The 18,033-nt window shown below is 64.0% G+C and carries 16 protein-coding genes; 3 read left to right on the plus strand and 13 right to left on the minus strand.

The window, feature by feature from the left end:
* Positions 1–36: 36 nt before the first annotated feature.
* From RhoBH5_RS03100 to RhoBH5_RS03110, 3 genes are all read right to left on the minus strand, one after another.
* Positions 37–696: a rhomboid-like protein gene (locus tag RhoBH5_RS03100; RefSeq protein WP_270008062.1), complete on the minus strand. Its 660-nt coding sequence runs from the start codon at positions 694–696 to the stop codon at positions 37–39.
* A gap of 22 nt (positions 697–718) precedes the next feature.
* Complete coding sequence (locus tag RhoBH5_RS03105) at positions 719–1,390, minus strand: O-methyltransferase (RefSeq protein WP_042450748.1); 672 nt, start codon at positions 1,388–1,390, stop codon at positions 719–721.
* Positions 1,391–1,469: 79 nt separating this feature from the next.
* Positions 1,470–3,215: a proline--tRNA ligase gene (locus RhoBH5_RS03110; RefSeq protein WP_042450750.1), complete on the minus strand. Its 1,746-nt coding sequence runs from the start codon at positions 3,213–3,215 to the stop codon at positions 1,470–1,472.
* A 55-nt stretch (positions 3,216–3,270) separates the two neighbouring features.
* Between RhoBH5_RS03110 and yaaA the strand changes: the two genes are divergently transcribed.
* Positions 3,271–4,014, plus strand: a complete 744-nt coding sequence (yaaA, locus tag RhoBH5_RS03115; protein WP_081557746.1) for a peroxide stress protein YaaA — start codon at positions 3,271–3,273, stop codon at positions 4,012–4,014.
* 12 nt (positions 4,015–4,026) lie between these two features.
* Here the strand turns inward: yaaA and RhoBH5_RS03120 are convergent, their stop codons facing one another.
* The 10 genes from RhoBH5_RS03120 to mqo form a co-directional block, all read right to left on the minus strand.
* Positions 4,027–5,535, minus strand: coding sequence for a protein adenylyltransferase SelO (locus tag RhoBH5_RS03120; protein WP_270007936.1), 1,509 nt, complete (start codon positions 5,533–5,535; stop codon positions 4,027–4,029).
* Positions 5,536–5,570: 35 nt separating this feature from the next.
* Positions 5,571–5,999: a CBS domain-containing protein gene (locus tag RhoBH5_RS03125; protein ID WP_007735005.1), complete on the minus strand. Its 429-nt coding sequence runs from the start codon at positions 5,997–5,999 to the stop codon at positions 5,571–5,573.
* 80 nt (positions 6,000–6,079) lie between these two features.
* Positions 6,080–7,576: an MFS transporter gene (locus RhoBH5_RS03130; protein WP_075832996.1), complete on the minus strand. Its 1,497-nt coding sequence runs from the start codon at positions 7,574–7,576 to the stop codon at positions 6,080–6,082.
* 11 nt (positions 7,577–7,587) lie between these two features.
* Positions 7,588–8,814 carry a uroporphyrinogen-III C-methyltransferase gene (gene cobA / locus RhoBH5_RS03135; RefSeq protein WP_270007937.1) on the minus strand — a complete coding sequence of 409 codons (1,227 nt, stop codon included), beginning with the start codon at positions 8,812–8,814 and terminating at the stop codon, positions 7,588–7,590.
* The gene (locus RhoBH5_RS03140; RefSeq protein WP_003942729.1) at positions 8,811–9,194 is read right to left on the minus strand and encodes a cobalamin biosynthesis protein; all 384 of its coding nucleotides are present in this window, start codon (positions 9,192–9,194) and stop codon (positions 8,811–8,813) included. The genes cobA and RhoBH5_RS03140 overlap by 4 nt, the downstream gene beginning before the upstream one ends.
* Positions 9,195–9,207: 13 nt before the next feature.
* The gene (locus RhoBH5_RS03145; protein ID WP_075832994.1) at positions 9,208–10,584 is read right to left on the minus strand and encodes a cobyrinate a,c-diamide synthase; all 1,377 of its coding nucleotides are present in this window, start codon (positions 10,582–10,584) and stop codon (positions 9,208–9,210) included.
* A complete protein-coding gene (gene cobO, locus RhoBH5_RS03150; RefSeq protein ID WP_003942784.1) occupies positions 10,578–11,192 on the minus strand; it encodes a cob(I)yrinic acid a,c-diamide adenosyltransferase in 615 nt (204 codons plus the stop codon). The genes RhoBH5_RS03145 and cobO overlap by 7 nt, the downstream gene beginning before the upstream one ends.
* Positions 11,193–11,213: 21 nt before the next feature.
* A complete protein-coding gene (locus RhoBH5_RS03155; protein ID WP_064112716.1) occupies positions 11,214–13,175 on the minus strand; it encodes a magnesium chelatase subunit D family protein in 1,962 nt (653 codons plus the stop codon).
* A gap of 224 nt (positions 13,176–13,399) precedes the next feature.
* Positions 13,400–13,876 carry a GNAT family N-acetyltransferase gene (locus RhoBH5_RS03160; RefSeq protein ID WP_003942808.1) on the minus strand — a complete coding sequence of 159 codons (477 nt, stop codon included), beginning with the start codon at positions 13,874–13,876 and terminating at the stop codon, positions 13,400–13,402.
* 11 nt (positions 13,877–13,887) lie between these two features.
* On the minus strand, positions 13,888–15,426 hold the full coding sequence (gene mqo / locus RhoBH5_RS03165) for a malate dehydrogenase (quinone) (protein ID WP_270007938.1): 1,539 nt from the start codon (positions 15,424–15,426) through the stop codon (positions 13,888–13,890).
* Positions 15,427–15,572: 146 nt separating this feature from the next.
* Between mqo and RhoBH5_RS03170 the strand changes: the two genes are divergently transcribed.
* Together RhoBH5_RS03170 and mtr are read left to right on the plus strand one after the other, a co-directional pair.
* Positions 15,573–16,622: an alpha/beta hydrolase gene (locus RhoBH5_RS03170; protein ID WP_064112711.1), complete on the plus strand. Its 1,050-nt coding sequence runs from the start codon at positions 15,573–15,575 to the stop codon at positions 16,620–16,622.
* Positions 16,619–17,995 (plus strand): mycothione reductase, encoded by a 1,377-nt coding sequence (mtr, locus tag RhoBH5_RS03175; protein ID WP_064112710.1) that lies wholly within the window; start codon positions 16,619–16,621, stop codon positions 17,993–17,995. The genes RhoBH5_RS03170 and mtr overlap by 4 nt, the downstream gene beginning before the upstream one ends.
* The last annotated feature ends 38 nt before the right edge of the window (positions 17,996–18,033 follow it).

An 18,033-nucleotide genomic window follows, 5' to 3' on the forward strand; every position in this document is an offset into this window, starting at 1 on the left:
GCTAAACTACCAGCGGGTAACTTTCCGCGGTGCGATTCATGGAAGACCTGCGATTCTTCGCGAATGCCACAGGTCCATCGGATTCCACGTGCCCGCCCGAGCACGCGTGATCGGGTAGCACGCCAACCCGAGCAACAACGCAGACATGTGGCCGATGGCGGTGAAATTGGTGGCGAAAATCAGAGGTACACCGTAGAAGAGCAACAGCCCCGCGAGATAGACGTATCGCCACGGATCGACGATGCGGTACACCAGAATCCCCATGATGCCCGCCAGACCGTAGCTCACACCCACGTCGAGAGTGTTGACCGCCGACTCCGCCACGTATCCGTGCCGAATACCTTCGTACAGAACACCTTCGCTGATGTACGTGGCTCCGACGTGGGCGATGACGACAACACACAGCCACCGCCACGTCCCGAGCCAACGCTCAGCCGTTGCATGAAAGATGGTGAAGAGAACCAGGTATCCCAACCAACCGCCACCTTCGAGCCAGAAGGCACTCGAGAACAGGACTCGCAGCGGGTCTTCGGCCAGGTGATGCAGATTGGTCGAGCGCTTGCCGAGAAAACGCTCCTCGACATTGTCGGGCAGATGCCGAAGGAAGAGCGTGGTGAACAGCAGGGCCAGCAACCAGACGTAGGTACCGGGAGCACTGCGCACCCATCGCCATGCCGCCTTTGCTACCCCCAGCATCCTCACCGCTTCGAGTCTGCGCTCACTCGTTCACTACTGCAACGGCAAACCCGTCCCATCCCTTCGAACCCACGGTTTGAATGGCGGTGCCGTCGAGTTTCGGCTCGGCCGCGATCATCTCCAACACCGCTCGACTCGCTTTGACGCGCTCGTCGTCGATATCCGGGTTGGACACATGTCCCCCACGCACCACGTTGTCCACGATGATGACGGTTCCGGGATGCGAAAGGGCCAACGCCCACCGCACGTACTCGGTGTTGTTCTCCTTGTCGGCGTCGATGAAGACCAAGTCGAAAGGTCCCAACTCTTCTTTCGCGATCAACGGGAGACTGTCGAGCGCAGCGCCGACGCGGATGTCGACACGGTCAGCCAGTTCGGCACGCTCGATATTCGCCCGAGCGACATCCGCATGGGTGGGATCGAATTCCAGCGTGATGACCTGGCCCGAGGGACCGACCGCGCGAGCGAGCCAGATCGTGCTGTATCCGCCGAGCGTTCCGATCTCGAGAACATTGCGCGCCAAGCACATTCGCGCCAGAAGGTTGAGGAGCTTGCCCTGGTTCGGCGCCACGTCGATGGGCGGGAGACCTGCCTCGGAATTGGCGGCGAGTGCCGCGTCGAGAACCGGATCTTCACCTACCAACGTGGAAACGAGATAGCCGTCGACTTCTGCCCAATCCGGTTCGCGTTCCATAGCCACGATTGTGGCAGAAAAGAAGGGCCGCCGCAGACACCTCGGAAGGTGACTGCGGCGGCCCGGACAGCTATTCGAATCAGCCGCGAACTGCGGCGATGATCTCCTCGATCGCTGAATTGGCGTCGATCTCACGGCTCTCGCCGGTGAAGCGGTCGCGAATCTCGACCTTGCCGTCTGCCCAACCACGGCCGACGACAACGATCAGCGGAACACCGATCAGCTCGGAGTCCTTGAACTTCACGCCCGGCGATGCCTTGCGGTCGTCGAGGATCACTTCGAGTCCCGCGCGGTCGAGCTGCGCGGCGAGGCCTTCGGCGCCTTCGCGAGCGGTCTCGTCCTTGTTCGCAATGACGAGGTAAACGTCGGCCGGTGAGACCTCAGCGGGCCAACGCAGACCCTTCTCGTCATGGTGCTGCTCGGCAATGACGGCCACCAGACGCGAGACGCCGACGCCGTACGAACCCATGGTCGGGCGGACGGGCTTGCCGTTCTCGGCGAGGACATCGACGGTGAAGACGTCGGTGTACTTACGGCCGAGCTGGAAGACGTGCCCGATCTCGATACCGCGAGCCGAGACCAGCGTGCCGGCTCCATCCGGAGAGGCGTCACCGTCACGAACCTCGGCGGCTTCGATGGTTCCGTCGGGGGTGAAGTCCCGACCGGCAACGAGGCCGACCACGTGCTTGCCGTCTTCGTCGGCGCCGGTGATCCAGCTGGTGCCGTCGACGACACGCGGGTCGACAAGGTAGCGAACGCCGTTGGCCTGCAGCGCCTTCGGGCCGATATAACCCTTGGCCAGGAACGGGTTGTTCTTGAAGTCGGTCTCGGTGATCATCACGAACTCGGCCGGCTCCAGCGAAGCCTCGAGGCGCTTTTCGTCGACCTCACGGTCGCCGGGGATGCCGATACCGAGCAGTTCCCACTCGCCGCCGGGCAGGCGGGTCTTGACCATGATGTTCTTGAGAGTGTCGGCGGCGGTGACGGTACGGCCGAGATCAGCGCCGTTCGCCCAGTCCACCAGGGTGTCGATGGTGGGTGTGTTCGCGGTGTCGTACACCTTGGCTTCGGGCAGCCCGTCGAACGGAATCGAATCGGGAACAACAGTCTTGACGGCCTCGACGTTGGCGGCGTAGCCGGATTCGAGGCAGCGGACGTAGGTGTCTTCGCCGATCTCGCTCTCGGCAAGGAACTCCTCGGACGCGCTGCCGCCCATCGCACCGGAGGTGGCCGAGACGATGACGTACTTGACGCCCAGACGCGTGAAGATCTTCTCGTAGGCGCCGCGATGCGCCTGGTACGACTCCGTCAGGCCTTCGTCGGTCAGGTCGAAGGAGTAGGAATCCTTCATGAGGAACTCGCGGCCACGCAGAATGCCGGCACGCGGACGCTCTTCGTCGCGGTACTTGGTCTGCACCTGGTACAGGGTGACCGGGAAGTCCTTGTAGGAGTTGTACTCGCCCTTGACCGTCAGAGCAAAGAGCTCCTCGTGGGTCGGGCCGAGCATGTAGTCGTTGCCCTTGCGGTCCTTGAGGCGGAACAGGTTGGGGCCGTACTCGGTCCAGCGGTTCGACGCTTCGTAGGGGTCGCGCGGGAGCAGCGCAGGCAGCAGGATTTCCTGTCCGCCAATTGCATTCATTTCTTCACGGACGACACGCTCTACCTCGCGCAGCACCCGCAATCCCAGCGGCAACCACGAGTAGACGCCTGGAGCGATACGACGCACGTAGCCGGCACGAACCAGCAGTTTGTGGCTGGCAACTTCGGCGTCCGAGGGATCGTCACGCAGGGTACGCAGGAACAGGTGGGACAGACGGGTAATCACGAGGTGTAAGGATAGTCGCCGCAGTCGGCCGAGCGGGCCTCGGTACGGTTACAGCGTGCTTGTACTGCTGCCTCCCTCAGAAACCAAGTCCGACGGCGGCAAGGATGCGCCCCTCGATCTGGCCGAACTGTCGATGCCACAGTTGACCGAAACGCGCGAATTGCTGGTTCAGACGCTGGTCGATCTGGCCGCTGACGTCGAGGCGTCGTGCTCAGCGCTCGGGCTCGGCCCGACGCAAGCAGACGAAGTGGAGCGCAATGCCAAGCTGTGGGTGTCCGCGACGCGGCCCGCACTACAGCGCTACACCGGCGTGCTCTTCGACGCCCTCGACGCAAAGTCGTTCACCCGCGCCCAGAAGGCGAAGGCGCTCGATCGGATCGCCATTGGTTCCGCTCTGTTCGGTGCTGTCCGCGCAGGAGATCTGATCCCCGCCTACCGCCTCTCTGGCGGGTCCAAGCTGCCGGGGATGGGGACGCTGCGCTCGCTGTGGAAGCCGGAGCTGCCGAAGGCCCTGGCCGCCGAAGCCGACGGCCTTGTCATCGATCTACGATCGGGTACCTACCAAGACCTCGGACCTGTTCCGGACGCCTTGATCGCAACGGTCCTCACCGAGAAGCCGGACGGCAGTCGCACGGTGGTCAGTCATTTCAACAAGCACCACAAGGGTCTGCTCGCCCGTGCGCTGGTGGTCTCGCGCGCCGAACCGACCGACATCAAGGGTGTCGCGCGGGTGGCGTCGAAGGCCGGCCTGCGGGTGGAAATCGCGTCGGAGCGTGAACTGATCATCCTGACGGATTGATGGCTTCGTCTGTCAAGTGCCGCAGAAGGTTTGGAACGTCTCGCTGAAAGACCGCGGAGCCGCCTCGGTGTAGTCAGCCCACTCGTCGCGTCGGTCGAATGGATGCGTGACAACCTCCAGCAGCTTCTCGAATGGAGCGAGGTCGCCGTCGGTCGCGGCGCGCAGGGCAGCGTCGAGCCGATGATTACGCGGAATGTACAGCGGGTTGACGCGATCCATCGCGCTCGCGGTCTCCGCGGCCCCACGCCCCTGGTCCGTCAGGGCCCTGTGCCACCGCTGCAACCAGGACGCGATGTGGTCCCGTGGCACGAGGTCGTCGAGGGGCGCCGAATTTCCACGCAATTCGTCGGCGAGTGCGCGGAAACTGCCCGTCCAATCAGCACCGTGTTCCGCCAACAACGTCAGCAGATCGTCGACGAGCGCCCGATCGACAAACGGCTGGGCCAGACCGAGCTTTTCCGCGAAACCGGCAGCATAGTGTCCCTCGTAGCGCTCGTCGAAGGTCTCGAGAACTGCCGACGCCGCGGAAATCGCATTGTCGGGTGCGGAATCGATCAGCGGCAACAGTGTTTCTGCCAAGCGCGCAAGATTCCACTTCAGTACAGCGGGCTGATTGCCGAACGCATAGCGGCCCCCGTGGTCGATCGAGCTGAACACTGCCGCCGGATCGAATGCGTCGAGGAAGGCGCACGGACCGTAATCGATGGTCTCTCCCGAAATTGTCGTGTTGTCGGTGTTCATGACCCCGTGCACGAAACCGATGAGCATCCACCTCGCCACCAGTGACGCCTGCGCCTCGACGACCGCCTCGAGGAACCTCAGATAGCGATTGTGTGTACCCGTTGACGGAAGTTCGGTCAGCTCCGGGTAGTGCCGGGCGATCGCGTAGTCGGTGAGCGGCTGCAAGACCTCGCCCTGCCGGGCCGCGAACTCGAAGGTCCCAACGCGTAGGTGACTCGACGCGATCCGTGCAAGCACGGCACCGGGTTCTGCGCCGTTGCGGCGAACGTCCCGTCCCGTCGCCACGACAGACAGCGCGCGCGTAGTGGGGACACCGAGGGCATACATCGCCTCACTGACCAGATATTCGCGCAGCATCGGCCCGACAACCGCGTACCCGTCGCCGCCCCGAGAGAACGGTGTGCGCCCGGAGCCTTTCAGATGCAAGTCCACTCGCTGCCCGGCACTGCTGACGAGTTCGCCGAGTAACAACGCCCGACCGTCCCCGAGAATCGGTGCGTACCCACCGAACTGATGACCCGCATACGCCATCGCCACCGGTGTGGCCCCGACCGGCACCGTCGACCCGGACAGGACGCCGATCCCGTCCACACTTCGCAGCGCTGCTACGTCCAATCTCAACGACGCAGCCAGCTGCTCGTTCACCACGAGCAACTGCGGGTCAGGGGCGGCAGCACCTTGCCACGGCACCGTCAGAGCGCCGAGTTCGTCGGCGAACGTGCTCTCGAGGCCGGCCACGATGGTGACCGTGTCTGCTGTCGATTCCTGGAATGCGGCCATCACACGAGAGTAGTCACCGTGCGACAACCTATCGATCAGCCCTGATCGATGTACGACTCGAGCTGATCGCGTTCGCTCTTGAGCTCGTCGATGCGGCTCTTCACCACGTCACCGATACTGACGATGCCGAGGAGGTTGCCGTCCTCGATCACCGGCAGATGCCGGATTCGACGCTCGGTCATGATCGCGGCAATGCTGTCCACCGCGTCTGCCGGAACGCACGTGTACATCAGAGCGGTCATGACCTCGGAAACCTGGATCCCGAGAAGGTCCGGGCCACGCTCGTGCAGGCGTCGAACGACATCGCGTTCGGAGATGATGCCGACCACCGCGTCGTCGTCGACCACCACCATGGCTCCGATGTTGTGGCGGGCAAGATCGCACAGCAGCCCGTTGACCGTCGTGTGGGCGTCGATCGTGACGATGCTGTTGCCCTTGTTTCGCAATATGTCCGCGATCCGCATCACGGCACCCCGATCCGTCGAGACTCTCGGCACGTCCTGCAACGATCGTATCGGCTAGCGAAGCGGAAAAACAGGACTGATCAGGCGATTCCCTGAGCTGCCTTCTCCGCAGCCTGTGCCTGGGCTACCTGAGAAGGTGTGAACCTGATGCACAGCGCCGCGATACCGGCGAACACGGCGCAGACCGCGCAGCCCACAAGTGCGAAGGTGTACCCCTCTCCGAGTGCAATCAATTGCGCCGGATTCATGTCCGCTGCCTTGCCCGAAGTGCCGCCGAGCGAGAGCGTCTTGGACGTCGCCATTGCACCGATCACCGACAGCGCCAATGGTCCACCGAGCGTCTGGGCAACTTGGGAGATTGCGGTCAGCGGGCCGATCTCGGTCTCCGGGACACCGGCGATCGCGCACAGTGGCAAGGGCACCATCGCGAGGCCGATACCGAATCCGATCCCGATCACGGGCGCGAACAAGTTGGCCAGGTAGGTGGAGTCGGAATCGAGAGTAGAGCCGTAGAGGAGTCCGACGATCATGATCACGACGCCGGTGAGGACCAGCCAGCGGGGTTGAACCTTCACGGCGAGCTTGGAAGCAACCGACGCGGCGGCGCCCAATCCGAACGCGAACGGAATGAACGCGATACCGGCACGCAACGGCGAATACTGCATGATGTCCTGCACGAACAGTGCGACGAAGGCCGTCATGCTGAACATCGCGCCACCGACGAAGAAGATGGCGAGGAACGTCGCGACACGGTTGCGATCGGCGAACAACGAGAAGGGCAAGAGCGGGTTGTCTGCAGTTCGCTCGACAAAGAGGAAGGCGGCGAGGGCGACCAATCCGGCCGCCAATGCACCGATGACGGCGATGCTCCCCCATCCCATTTCCGGGCCTTCGGTGAGAGCAAAAACAACACCGGTACAACCGAGGGTCGCGAGGATCGCGCCGGGGACATCCAAAGCCAGACGCGTCTGATTCGTCTCGCGAAGGGCGCGGAACGCCATGCCGACGAGCGCGATGCCGATCGGGACGTTGATGAGGAAGATCAGACGCCACGACACCTCGGTCAATGCGCCGCCGATGATCAGACCGGCGATCGATCCGACGCCCGTCATGGCGGCAAAAATCGCGATGGCCTGATTACGAGCCGGACCCGCGGCGAAAGTCGTGGCAACAAGGGCGAAGGCAGTGGGCGACGCCACGGCTGCGCCGACACCTTGAAGCGCCCGCGCTGCGATCAACATGCCCTCGTTCAGGGCGAGTCCACAGAGCAACGACGCCACCGTGAACAGCGAGACTCCCGCGATGAACATCTTCTTGCGTCCGAACGCGTCGCCGAGCCGACCACCGAGGAGCATGAGCCCACCAAACGCAAGCGCGTACGAGGTCAACACCCAGTTGCGACCACTGTCGCTCAGCCCGAGGTCTGCCTGCAATGGCGCCAGCGCGAGGTTCGCGACGGTGCCGTCGAGCACCACCATCATCTGCAAACCACTCAGGACGATGATGGCGAGCCCGATGACTCGAGTCGCTACCGGGGCATTCGCCGAAGCGGTTTCAGATGTTGGGGAATCAGACACAAGACTTCACGTTACCCAGCGTCGACGGAAAAGCCCGCGACCGGCCCGATCACGATGATCGCCGGAGGCTTGATCTCCTCGTCCTTGACGCGCTGAGCAACGGTCGCCAGATCGGCCCGAAGTTCACGCTGAGTGCGCAGCGTGCCCTCTTGGATGACGGTGACCGGCGTGGTTGCCGGGCGTCCACCGTCGACGAGTGCCTTCGCGAACTGATCGATGCGCTCGACCGCCATGAGCAGCACGATCGTGCCGCGCAACTTGGCCAGCGCCGACCAGTCGACCAGCGAATCCGGATGATCCGGAGGCACGTGCCCACTGACGACGACGAACTCGTGGGTGACGCCGCGGTGGGTGACCGGGATGCCTGCGGCCGACGGGACCGAGATCGCGCTCGTGATTCCGGGCACTACGGTCACCGGAACGCCGGCAGCGGCACACGCTTCGAGTTCTTCGTATCCCCGTCCGAAGACGTACGGGTCCCCGCCCTTGAGGCGGACCACGAACTTGCCTGCCTTCGCGTTGTCGATCAGCGCGGCGTTGATGGCCTCCTGAGCCATGGCACGGCCGTACGGGATCTTCGCGGCGTCGATCACCTCTACGTCCGGACCCAGTTCGGCGAGCAACTCCGGCGGAGCCAATCGGTCGGCCACGACGACGTCGGCGCGGGCGAGCAAACGGCGTCCGCGCACGGTGATCAGATCGGGATCACCGGGGCCACCACCGACGAGAGCAACACTCGCAGCGGCAGGCTCGGCCGTATCGGCGAGCACGCCCGACTGAAGACCTTCGACGACGGCGGTGCGGACCGCTGCCGAACGACGGTGATCGCCGCCCGCCAGAATTCCGATGCTCATACCGTCGTACTCGGCGCTGGCGGGAGTGACGGCGGTGCCGTGCTTCGCGTTGTCGGCGCGCACGCAGAAGATGTGGCGACGCTCCGCTTCGGCGACGATCGCCGCATTGGTTTCCGGCTCGTCGGTCGAGGCGATGGCGTACCACGCACCTTCGAGGTCGCCGTCGGCGTACGGACGCTCTTCGACCGTGATCTGACCGGCAGTGGCCATACCTTCGACGGCTGGAGTGAACGCGCGACTGATGACGTGAACGCGGGCACCAGAGGCGACCAGCAGTCCGAGTCGGCGCTGAGCCACAGTGCCGCCACCGAACACGACCACGCGTCGATCGGTCAGGTTGAGGCCGACCAGGTAGTTGGTCTCGTCTGCGGTGGACTCGCTCACTCGCACTCCGTTTCGTTGTCAGAATTGGTCAAGCTGGAGGGAACTTTACGGGCCGCGGCCACGGTCACTCCATCCCTGGCAGTCTTGGCCAGCACAAGTCGGCCGCCCCCGGACGCGAGGATCGCAGCCGCTTCCGCGACGCTTGCCGTTCCGACGGCGTTCTCGACGCGAGGCGATGGTGACGGAACTTGAACTCGCGCAAGTACGTCCGGGGCGAAACTCACAATCGGGACGTTCAGTTCATGGGCCGCTGTCAGAAGAGCCGAAGACTCAGCTTTTGCCGCCACAGTGGCGAGTACCACGATCTTCCCTTGCGCCGCGGGCACAGCCTTCACCGCAGCGACGATGTCCTTCGCGGTGACACTCGTCGTGAATCCCACGCCTATACAGAGGTCATCGCCGTGCGGCATCGACGAACTTCGCGATCGATTCGGGCTGCCCCACCGGATGAGTGTGGAGATACGACGCGTGGACGCCACCGCGAACAAACCCTTCGCGGACACTGCCGCCGTCCCAGGGCCGCCACCCCCACGCACTTCCGCAACCGTCCGCGTCTGCCGAGACGAGAGACGTTCGGTGGAACTCGTGACCGGTGACGCGGGAGCCTGCGCCGAAGAGGCTGGAGTCGCTGATCGCGACTGCTTCGCGATACCCGAGGGTCAGGCGTTTCCCGAACGTCGCATCCACTCCGACCACACCGGCCATGCTGTGACCGTCCAAGCTGCGAGCGAGGTAGAGCAGACCGGCACACTCTGCATGGATCGGTGCACCGCCGTCCGCCAGATCGCGAACCTGCTGCAGCAGTACGGTATTGGCCGCAAGGTCTACCGCGTGTTCTTCCGGGAAGCCACCGGGAAGGACCAGAGCGGCAGTTCCCGCAGGAAGCTCGTCCCGCAACGGGTCGAACACCTGCACGTCCGCGCCGGCAGCAGTCAACAGCTCCCGGTGCTCGGCGTAGCCGAAGGTGAAGGCCGGGCCACCCGCCATGGCAACCACAGGCCGAGACTCTGCGTGTGCGCCGACCTCGGCAACCGGATCCCATGCAGCTGCACTCACGTTCGAGGCGGCGAGTGCGCGAACAGCACCCAGATCGACGTGCGAGGCAATCAAATCGGACATCGCGTCCACTGCGGCCACAGCGGCGGCGCCGTGCTCGGCCGCCGGAATCAGGCCGAGATGCCGGGAGGGAACTTCGAGTTCCGTCAACCGTGGCACAACCCCGAGCACTGCGACGCCGACCTTGTCGCACGCATGACGCAACACCTGCTCGTGACGAGCGCTCCCGACGCGATTGAGAATGACGCCGCCGATGCGCACACCTGCGTCGTAGGTCGCGAAGCCGTGGAGTACGGCGGCCAGACTCTGACTGTGCCCACGGGCGTCGATCACGAGGACTACCGGCGAACCGAGGATCGACGCGACCTGCGCCGTCGATCCCTCCGCCGACGGCTGCGAGTTTGCCTCGTCGATCTTCCCGTCGAACAGACCCATGACGCCTTCGACCACGGCGATGTCGCAACCAGCGGTTCCATGCCGGTAGAGCGGTCCGATGCGATCCGGGCCCACCAGAACAGTGTCGAGGTTGCGTCCGGGCCGCCCTGCCGCGAGTCCGTGATAACCCGGGTCGATGTAGTCCGGCCCCACCTTGAAGGGTGCAACGCTGCTACCGGACCGTCGCAGCGCGCCGATCAATCCCGTTGCCACCGTGGTCTTTCCGCTACCCGAGGCAGGAGCGGCGATCACCACGGCCGGAGTGGAAGGACTTACCATTCGATGCCCCGTTGGCCCTTTCGGCCGGCATCCATCGGGTGCTTGATCTTGGTCATCTCGGTCACGAGGTCGGCGGCGTCGATCAACGCCTGCGGGGCGTCGCGTCCCGTGATGACAACGTGCTGGTTGCCCGGACGATCGCGCAGTGTCTGCACGACCTCGTCGACGTCGACCCAGCCCCACTTGAGCGGATAGGTGAACTCGTCGAGGACATAGAATCGATGTTCCTCGCTCGCAAGCCTTCTCGCGATCTCCTGCCAACCCTCCGCAGCGGCAGCAGCATGATCTTCCTCGCTACCGGCCTTGCGTGTCCATGACCAACCTTCGCCCATCTTGTGCCACTGCACCGGCCCACCGACGCCGGTTTCGTCGTGCAGGTTTCCGAGCGCGCGGAACGCGGCTTCCTCTCCGACCTTCCACTTGGCACTCTTCACGAACTGGAACACGCCGATGTCGAACCCCTGATTCCAGGCACGCAGCGCCATGCCGAAAGCGGCGGTGGACTTACCCTTTCCCGGGCCGGTGTGCACGGCAAGTACCGGCGCGTTACGACGCTGACGCGTGGTCAGACCGTCGTCGGGAACTGTCTCGGGAACACCCTTGGGCATCGTGAACTCCTGAGCTGGGATCTAGGCTGCGGCGCGGACGACACCCGCGACCTGCTGCGCTGACAATTCGGCGAGGCGGACGTATCCGCCACGTAGTTCTCGCGCCAACTCGGCCGCCAGCCCCAGACGCACGAGGCCGGTCTCGCAGTCGACGACGATGGACGCGACGGACGCGTCGGCGAGAAGATGCGCGGCGACGCGGGCGCGGTGCAGCGCGTCCTTGCCGCCGGTTGCCCGGCCGTCGGTGAGTGTGACGACGAGGGCGCGACGCTGCGGGTCACGAAGTCGTTCACGCAGAACCACTTCGCGAGCACGCAGGAATCCCTCTGCGAGTGGGGATTTGCCGCCGGTACGCATCGACTGCAAGCGACGGACAGCGATGTCCACCGAAGATGTCGGCGGCAGTACGAGCTCCGCTTCACGACCACGGACGGTGATGACGGCGACCTTGTCGCGGCGCTGATAGGCGTCGCGAAGCAACGAGACAACCGCACCGGTGACCGCGGAGAGGCGGTCGCGTGCTGCCATCGACCCCGACGCGTCGACAACGAAGACGATCAGATTGCCTTCTCGCCCTTCACGTATCGCGCCGCGGAGATCAGCGGGTGCCAGCCGCAACCGTCCAGCAGTGCGACCACGGGCAACTTGAGACTCGGCTGCGGCAAACACCGTGCTCGTCAGATGCAATCCGTGCCCACGCTCCCGCGTGGACCGCACAACTCGTCCACGGGACGACATGGACCGCGAGCGTCGTCCCGGTGCACCTTCACCGACTCCCGGAACTTCGAGGAGCTTGGCCTTGAATTCGCCGGCCGGTGGAGCCGAGGGGCGATCGGTGGCGCGTACTCCCCCACCAGGTCCGTCAGGGTCGTCCGGGCCGTCGTCGTCAGGCCCGTCGTCGTCCGGCCCTTCGTGTCCGGGACCGCCGTCATCGGAGCCGCCATCTTCCGGGCCACGGTCTTCGTGATTCTCGGGAGGTTCGGGCTCTCCGTCGCGCGCGTCGTCCTCTACCTGCGACTGAGCATCCTGGTCGGCCTGCTCGAGCGCATCGTCCAACTGCTGCTGATCCAAGCCGGGCTCGTCGAACGGATCGCGGCGGCGGCGATGCGGCAGCGTCAGTTCCGCCGCTACTCGTACGTCCTCCGCAGTGACTTCACTGTCGCCGCGCCAGGCAGCGTGGGCCGTCGCGGTGCGCGCCAGCACCAAGTCCGCGCGCATACCGTCGACGTCGAACGACGCACACAGCGAGGCGATACGACGCAGTTCGCGGTTGCTCAGCTCGACCGAGTCCAATTTCTCACGCGCCGTGAGGATTTCGGACGCCAACTCCTCATCGGCGGATACGTACCGAGCGACAAATGCATCGGGGTCACGCTCGTAGTCGAGTCGGCGACGCACCACTTCCATGCGAATGTCGACGTCGCGGGACGCGGCGACGTCGACAGCCAGACCGAAACGGTCCAGAAGTTGCGGACGCAGTTCTCCCTCTTCGGGATTCATCGTGCCGACGAGTACGAACTTGGCCGGATGCGAATGGGAGATGCCGTCACGCTCGATGTGAACCCGGCCCATCGCCGCGGCGTCGAGAAGCACGTCGACCAGGTGGTCGTGAAGCAGATTCACCTCGTCGACGTACAGAACACCCTGGTGAGCGGCGGCGAGCAGTCCAGGTTGGAATGCGCGCTCACCGTCACGCAGAACCTTCTCCAGGTCGATCGAACCGATCACCCGGTCTTCGGTGGCGCCTACGGGCAGTTCGACCAAGCGGGCCGGTCGTGTCGTTCCGGCGTCGTCGACCGCGGGCAGCAGCGCAGTCAGCGCGCGCACGACCGTCGACTTGGCAGTTCCCTTCTCACCGCGGACCAAGACCCCGCCGATCCCTGGATGCACCGCACACAGGATCAGCGCCAATCGCAATTGATCCTGGCCGACCACAGCACTGAACGGGAAGCCCGCCACTGGTCGATCTTCTTCACTTCGCACGTCGATATCCCTCCACCTCTCGGTTTCCTCGCCGAGAATTTGGCTGCACTCGAATGTCGCGGCAACCTGGCTGAGATCTCCCGGTTTATCGGTAGAGGAGAGATCTTTCACAGTGGCGGGACCGCGCCTGGATCGAACAGGACTTCCCCGCGAACATTCGGTATCGAAAAAACCCTAGTCGGCTCGCTTTCCCACGAGCCGACCAGGGTCAATTCTCCGACAAACTAGCTGACGGCCACGAAAGGCTCTCCCCCACCACGACGCATCGGGGTGTGCGGGATGCCGTCTTCGATGAACTCTTCGCCGTCAGCCTTGAATCCGTGCTTGGCGTACATCTCGACCAAGTAGGTCTGGGCGTTGATCCGACACGGCGCTTCGCCGACCTCGGCCAGTGCGGCCTGCAGGAGGCGGGTCGTGTGGCCCTGGCCGCGAGCCTGACGCGACGTGCACAGGCGTCCGATTCGGAAGCTCTTGTTTCCGTCGTCGTGCTCTTCGAGCAGCCGGAGCGTGCACACCACCTGGCCGTCCTGCTCGAGCCAGAAGTGGCGTGTTTCCGTCAGCAGGTCCCGCCCGTCCAACTCGGGATACGGGCAAGCCTGCTCGACGACAAAGACCTCCACTCGAAGCTTCAACAACTCGTAGAACGTCTTGTTGTCGAGATCGAGTGCCCATGAACGCTTCAAAGCTGCTGTTGCCGTCATGGGTTGGACTATCACACAGTCGCGGCGGTATCCGCGACCGGAGCCGATTCGGAAGCACCGGCGGAATCGAGCTCGAGAACCTTCGAGGACCAATCCCAGACCTGGTTGAACAGGCCTTCGTTGTCGGTGAGCTTGACGCCGATGGACGGAACCATCTCGCGGAGCTTGCCCTTCCAACCCTGGAACTCGGTCGGGAAGCAGCGCTCGAGTACGTCCAGCATCGCCGGGACGGCCGTGGACGCACCGGGCGAAGCACCGAGCAGGCCGGCGATGGAACCGTCCTCAGCGGCGACCACAGCGGTACCGAATTCGAGGACACCACCCTTGCCCTTGGCACGGCGGATCACCTGGACGCGCTGGCCCGCGGTGATGAGTTCCCAGTCCTGGGCCTGCGCCTTGGGCGCGAACTCACGCAGATCCCAGATGCGACCGGCTTCGTTCTTGGCAAGCTCGCTGACCAGGTACTTGACCAGGCCGAGCTCGCTGACACCGACACCGAGCATCGAGAGGATGTTGTTCGGCTTGACCGAGCCGGGCAGGTCCGTGACGCGACCCTGCTTGAGGAACTTCGGCGACCAACCAGCGTAGGGACCGAACAGCAGACCCGGCTTGTTGCCGATGACACGGGTGTCCAGGTGAGGCACCGACATGGGCGGGGCGCCAACGGCAGCCTTGCCGTAGACCTTGGCGCTGTGCTGGTCGATGAGTTCGGGGTTGGTGCATCGCAGGAAGGCACCGCTGACCGGGAAGCCACCGAAGCCCTTGGCTTCCTTGATGCCCGACTTCTGCAGCAGGTGCAGGGCGCCGCCACCGGCACCGACGAACACGAAGCGCGAGCGAACGGTGCGCTTTTCACCGGTGCGACGGTTGGTGACCTTGACGGTCCAGGACTTGTCCGAGTTCTGGGTCAGGTTGGTGACCTCGTGGCCGAAGTACATCTTGCCGCCGGTCTTGCCGATGTAGCCGATGAGCTGCTTGGTGAGCGCTCCGAAATCGACGTCGGTGCCGTCCTGGCTCCAGTTCAGGGCGATGGGATCGGAGAAGTCGCGTCCCTTGGCCATGAGCGGCAAACGCTTGCTGAACTCGGCCGGATCGTCGATGTACTCCATACCGCGGAAGAGCGTGTGGCCGGCAAGTGCGTCGTAACGAGCACGGAGGTACTTGGCGTTGGCCTCACCGTGAACGAAGCTCACGTGCGCGATGGGGTTGATGAATTCCTTGGGCTGTGTCAGGATGCCCTGCTCTACCGCGTGTGCCCAGAACTGGCGTGACACCTGGAACTGCTCGTTGACGTTGACGGCCTTCTTGATGTCGACCGTGCCGTCCGAGTTCTCAGGTGTGTAATTGAGCTCACACAGGGCTGAGTGACCGGTTCCCGCGTTGTTCCAGGGGTCGCTGCTCTCGGCTGCGACGGCATCGAGCCGCTCGAAGGTCGAGATCGACCAATCGGGCTGCAGCTGGCGCAGCAATGCACCCAGCGTGGCGCTCATGATGCCTGCGCCCACGAGCACTACATCCGTCTTCGTCTCTACCGCGTTCTGATTCGACACTGGAGAATCGACTTCCTTGTCATTAGCCGTGCGCGCATCCGCCTGCTGTGTTACGCCGAATAGGTTACCCGTGCGTACACGCGCGGTTCACCACCCCCAATTGTGCTCTACAACGCGCACTCGAAACGACGATTAGATTGTGATTTGTGACTACTTGGGTTCCAGACGTCCTCGGTGACGGATATCAGCAGCTGACGATCCCGCTCGGAACGGATCCGGACGGCGAAGGCGAGGTGGACGCAACACTGGTCCGCTACCAACCACAGAAGGAGGCGGTGAAGACACACCGTGCCGTTTTGTACGTGCACGGCTTCACCGATTACTTCTTCCAGAAGCACCTCGCCGAGCACTTTGCCGAGCAGGGTTACGCCTTCTTCGCACTCGACCTGCGTAAGTGCGGCCGCTCCCTCAAACCGGGGCACACAGCTCATTACGTCTCCGACCTTGCGCTCTACGACGCCGAACTGAACGAAGCGCTGCGCATCGTCCGCAGCGAGACCGAGGGCAGCGAGGTGCTGCTCATGGCGCACTCCACCGGCGGTCTGATCGTTCCGCTCTGGCTGAACCGTTTGCAGCGCAAGCCCGGTGGCAGCGACGGCGCCGGAATCTGCGGGCTGGTACTCAACAGCCCCTGGTTCGACCTTCAGGGTCCCTCAGTGGTGCGCAACGTCGGTACTACGGCGATCGATGCGCTCGGACGGGTATCGGCGAAGACGGTGATCCCGGGAACTGGGCTACCGACTTACGGTTCCAGTCTTCATGTTTCGGCCAACGGCGTCTGGGATTACAACCTCGACTGGAAGCCACTGGCAGGCTGCCCCGTTACCTTCGGCTGGATGCGGGCCGTCCGAGCGGGTCACGCAAAACTTCACCGCGGCCTAGACATCGGAGTGCCCGCGCTGATTCTGCGCTCGAAGAAGTCGCAGTTCGCGAAGGCGTACAACCCGAGCGTCGACCTCGCCGATTCCGTGCTCGACGTCAAGCAGATCGCACGTTGGGCCGGTTGCCTCGGCGATCGCACCACCATCGTCCCGATCGACGGCGCCCGTCACGACGTGTTCCTTTCGACCGAGAAGCCCTTGGCCACAGCCTTTTCCGAACTCGACCTGTGGTTGGAGTGGCTCGACGGCCACCTCACGCCGGCCGCAGAAAGTCCGGCAAGCACAGCAAGCAACACACAGGAGATCGCGCAGTGACGCACTACGACCTTGCAATCATCGGCAGCGGATCCGGAAACTCGCTGCCAGACGAGCGGTTCGACGGCAAGAAGATCGCAATCCTCGAAGAGGGCACCTTCGGCGGAACGTGCCTCAATGTCGGGTGTATCCCGACCAAGATGTTCGTCTACGCCGCCGAGGTGGCACGCACCGTCACCACTGCCGAGAAGTACGGCGTCGACGCCACGCTCGACGGCGTTCGTTGGTCCGACATCGTCAAGCGTGTCTTCGGCCGCATCGATCCCATTTCTGCAGGTGGTGAGCGGTACCGCAGCGAAGACAGTCCCAACACCACCGTCTACCGCGGCCACGCCACGTTCACCGGCGACAAGACGATCGACACCGGAACCGGCGAGACGATCACCGCTGACCAGGTGGTCATCGCAGCCGGTTCGCGTCCGATCATCCCGGACGAGATCGCGTCGAGTGGTGTGAAGTACTACACCAACGAAGACATCATGCGACTGCCCGAACTTCCCGAGCACCTCGTGATCGTCGGCTCCGGATTCATCGCCACCGAGTTCGCACACGTGTTCTCCGCGTTGGGTTCTCGCGTGTCGATCATCGGTCGCAGCCAGCGACTGCTGCGGCACCTCGACGACGAGATCTCCGAGCGCTTCACCGAGTTGGCCGAACAGAAGTGGGACGTCCATCTGGGCGCCCCCCTCACGTCGGTACGCGGCGACGGCGACAACATCGCCGTCGAACTGGCAAACGGCACAGTCGTTTCCGGTGACGTTCTCCTCGTCGCGGTGGGTCGTCAGCCGAACGGTGACCTACTCGGTCTCGACAAGGCCGGCGTCGAACTCGACGACAAGGGCTCGATCGTGGTCGACGAATACCAACGCACCACCGCCGAGGGCGTCTTCGCACTCGGTGACGTCTCCTCGCCGTACCAGCTCAAGCACGTCGCCAACCATGAAGCGCGCGTTGTTCAGCACAACCTGCTCCAGGACGCGTGGAAGGACACGTCCGGGCTTCGCAGCACCGATCACCGCTTCGTACCGGCAGCCGTGTTCACCGACCCGCAGATCGCCGACGTCGGAATGACGGAGAAGCAGGCTCGCGACGCCGGGCTCGACATCACCGTCAAGGTGCAGGCTTACGGCGACGTCGCGTACGGCTGGGCGATGGAGGATCAGGAGGGCATCTGCAAGGTGATCGCCGAGCGCGGCACCGGACGCATCCTCGGCGCCCACGTCATGGGTACGCAGGCTCCGACCGTCATCCAGCCGCTCATTCAGGCGATGAGCTTCGGTTTGTCAGCTCAGGACATGGCGCGCGGCCAGTACTGGATCCACCCGGCCCTGGCCGAAGTGGTCGAGAACGCGCTGCTCGGCCTCGACATCTGAGCCCCGCAGCCCTTATGACGCCGAAAAAGCGGGCACTC

This window comes from Rhodococcus sp. BH5 (assembly GCF_027583855.1).
In the GTDB taxonomy this organism is placed as follows: domain Bacteria; phylum Actinomycetota; class Actinomycetes; order Mycobacteriales; family Mycobacteriaceae; genus Rhodococcus_F; species Rhodococcus_F qingshengii.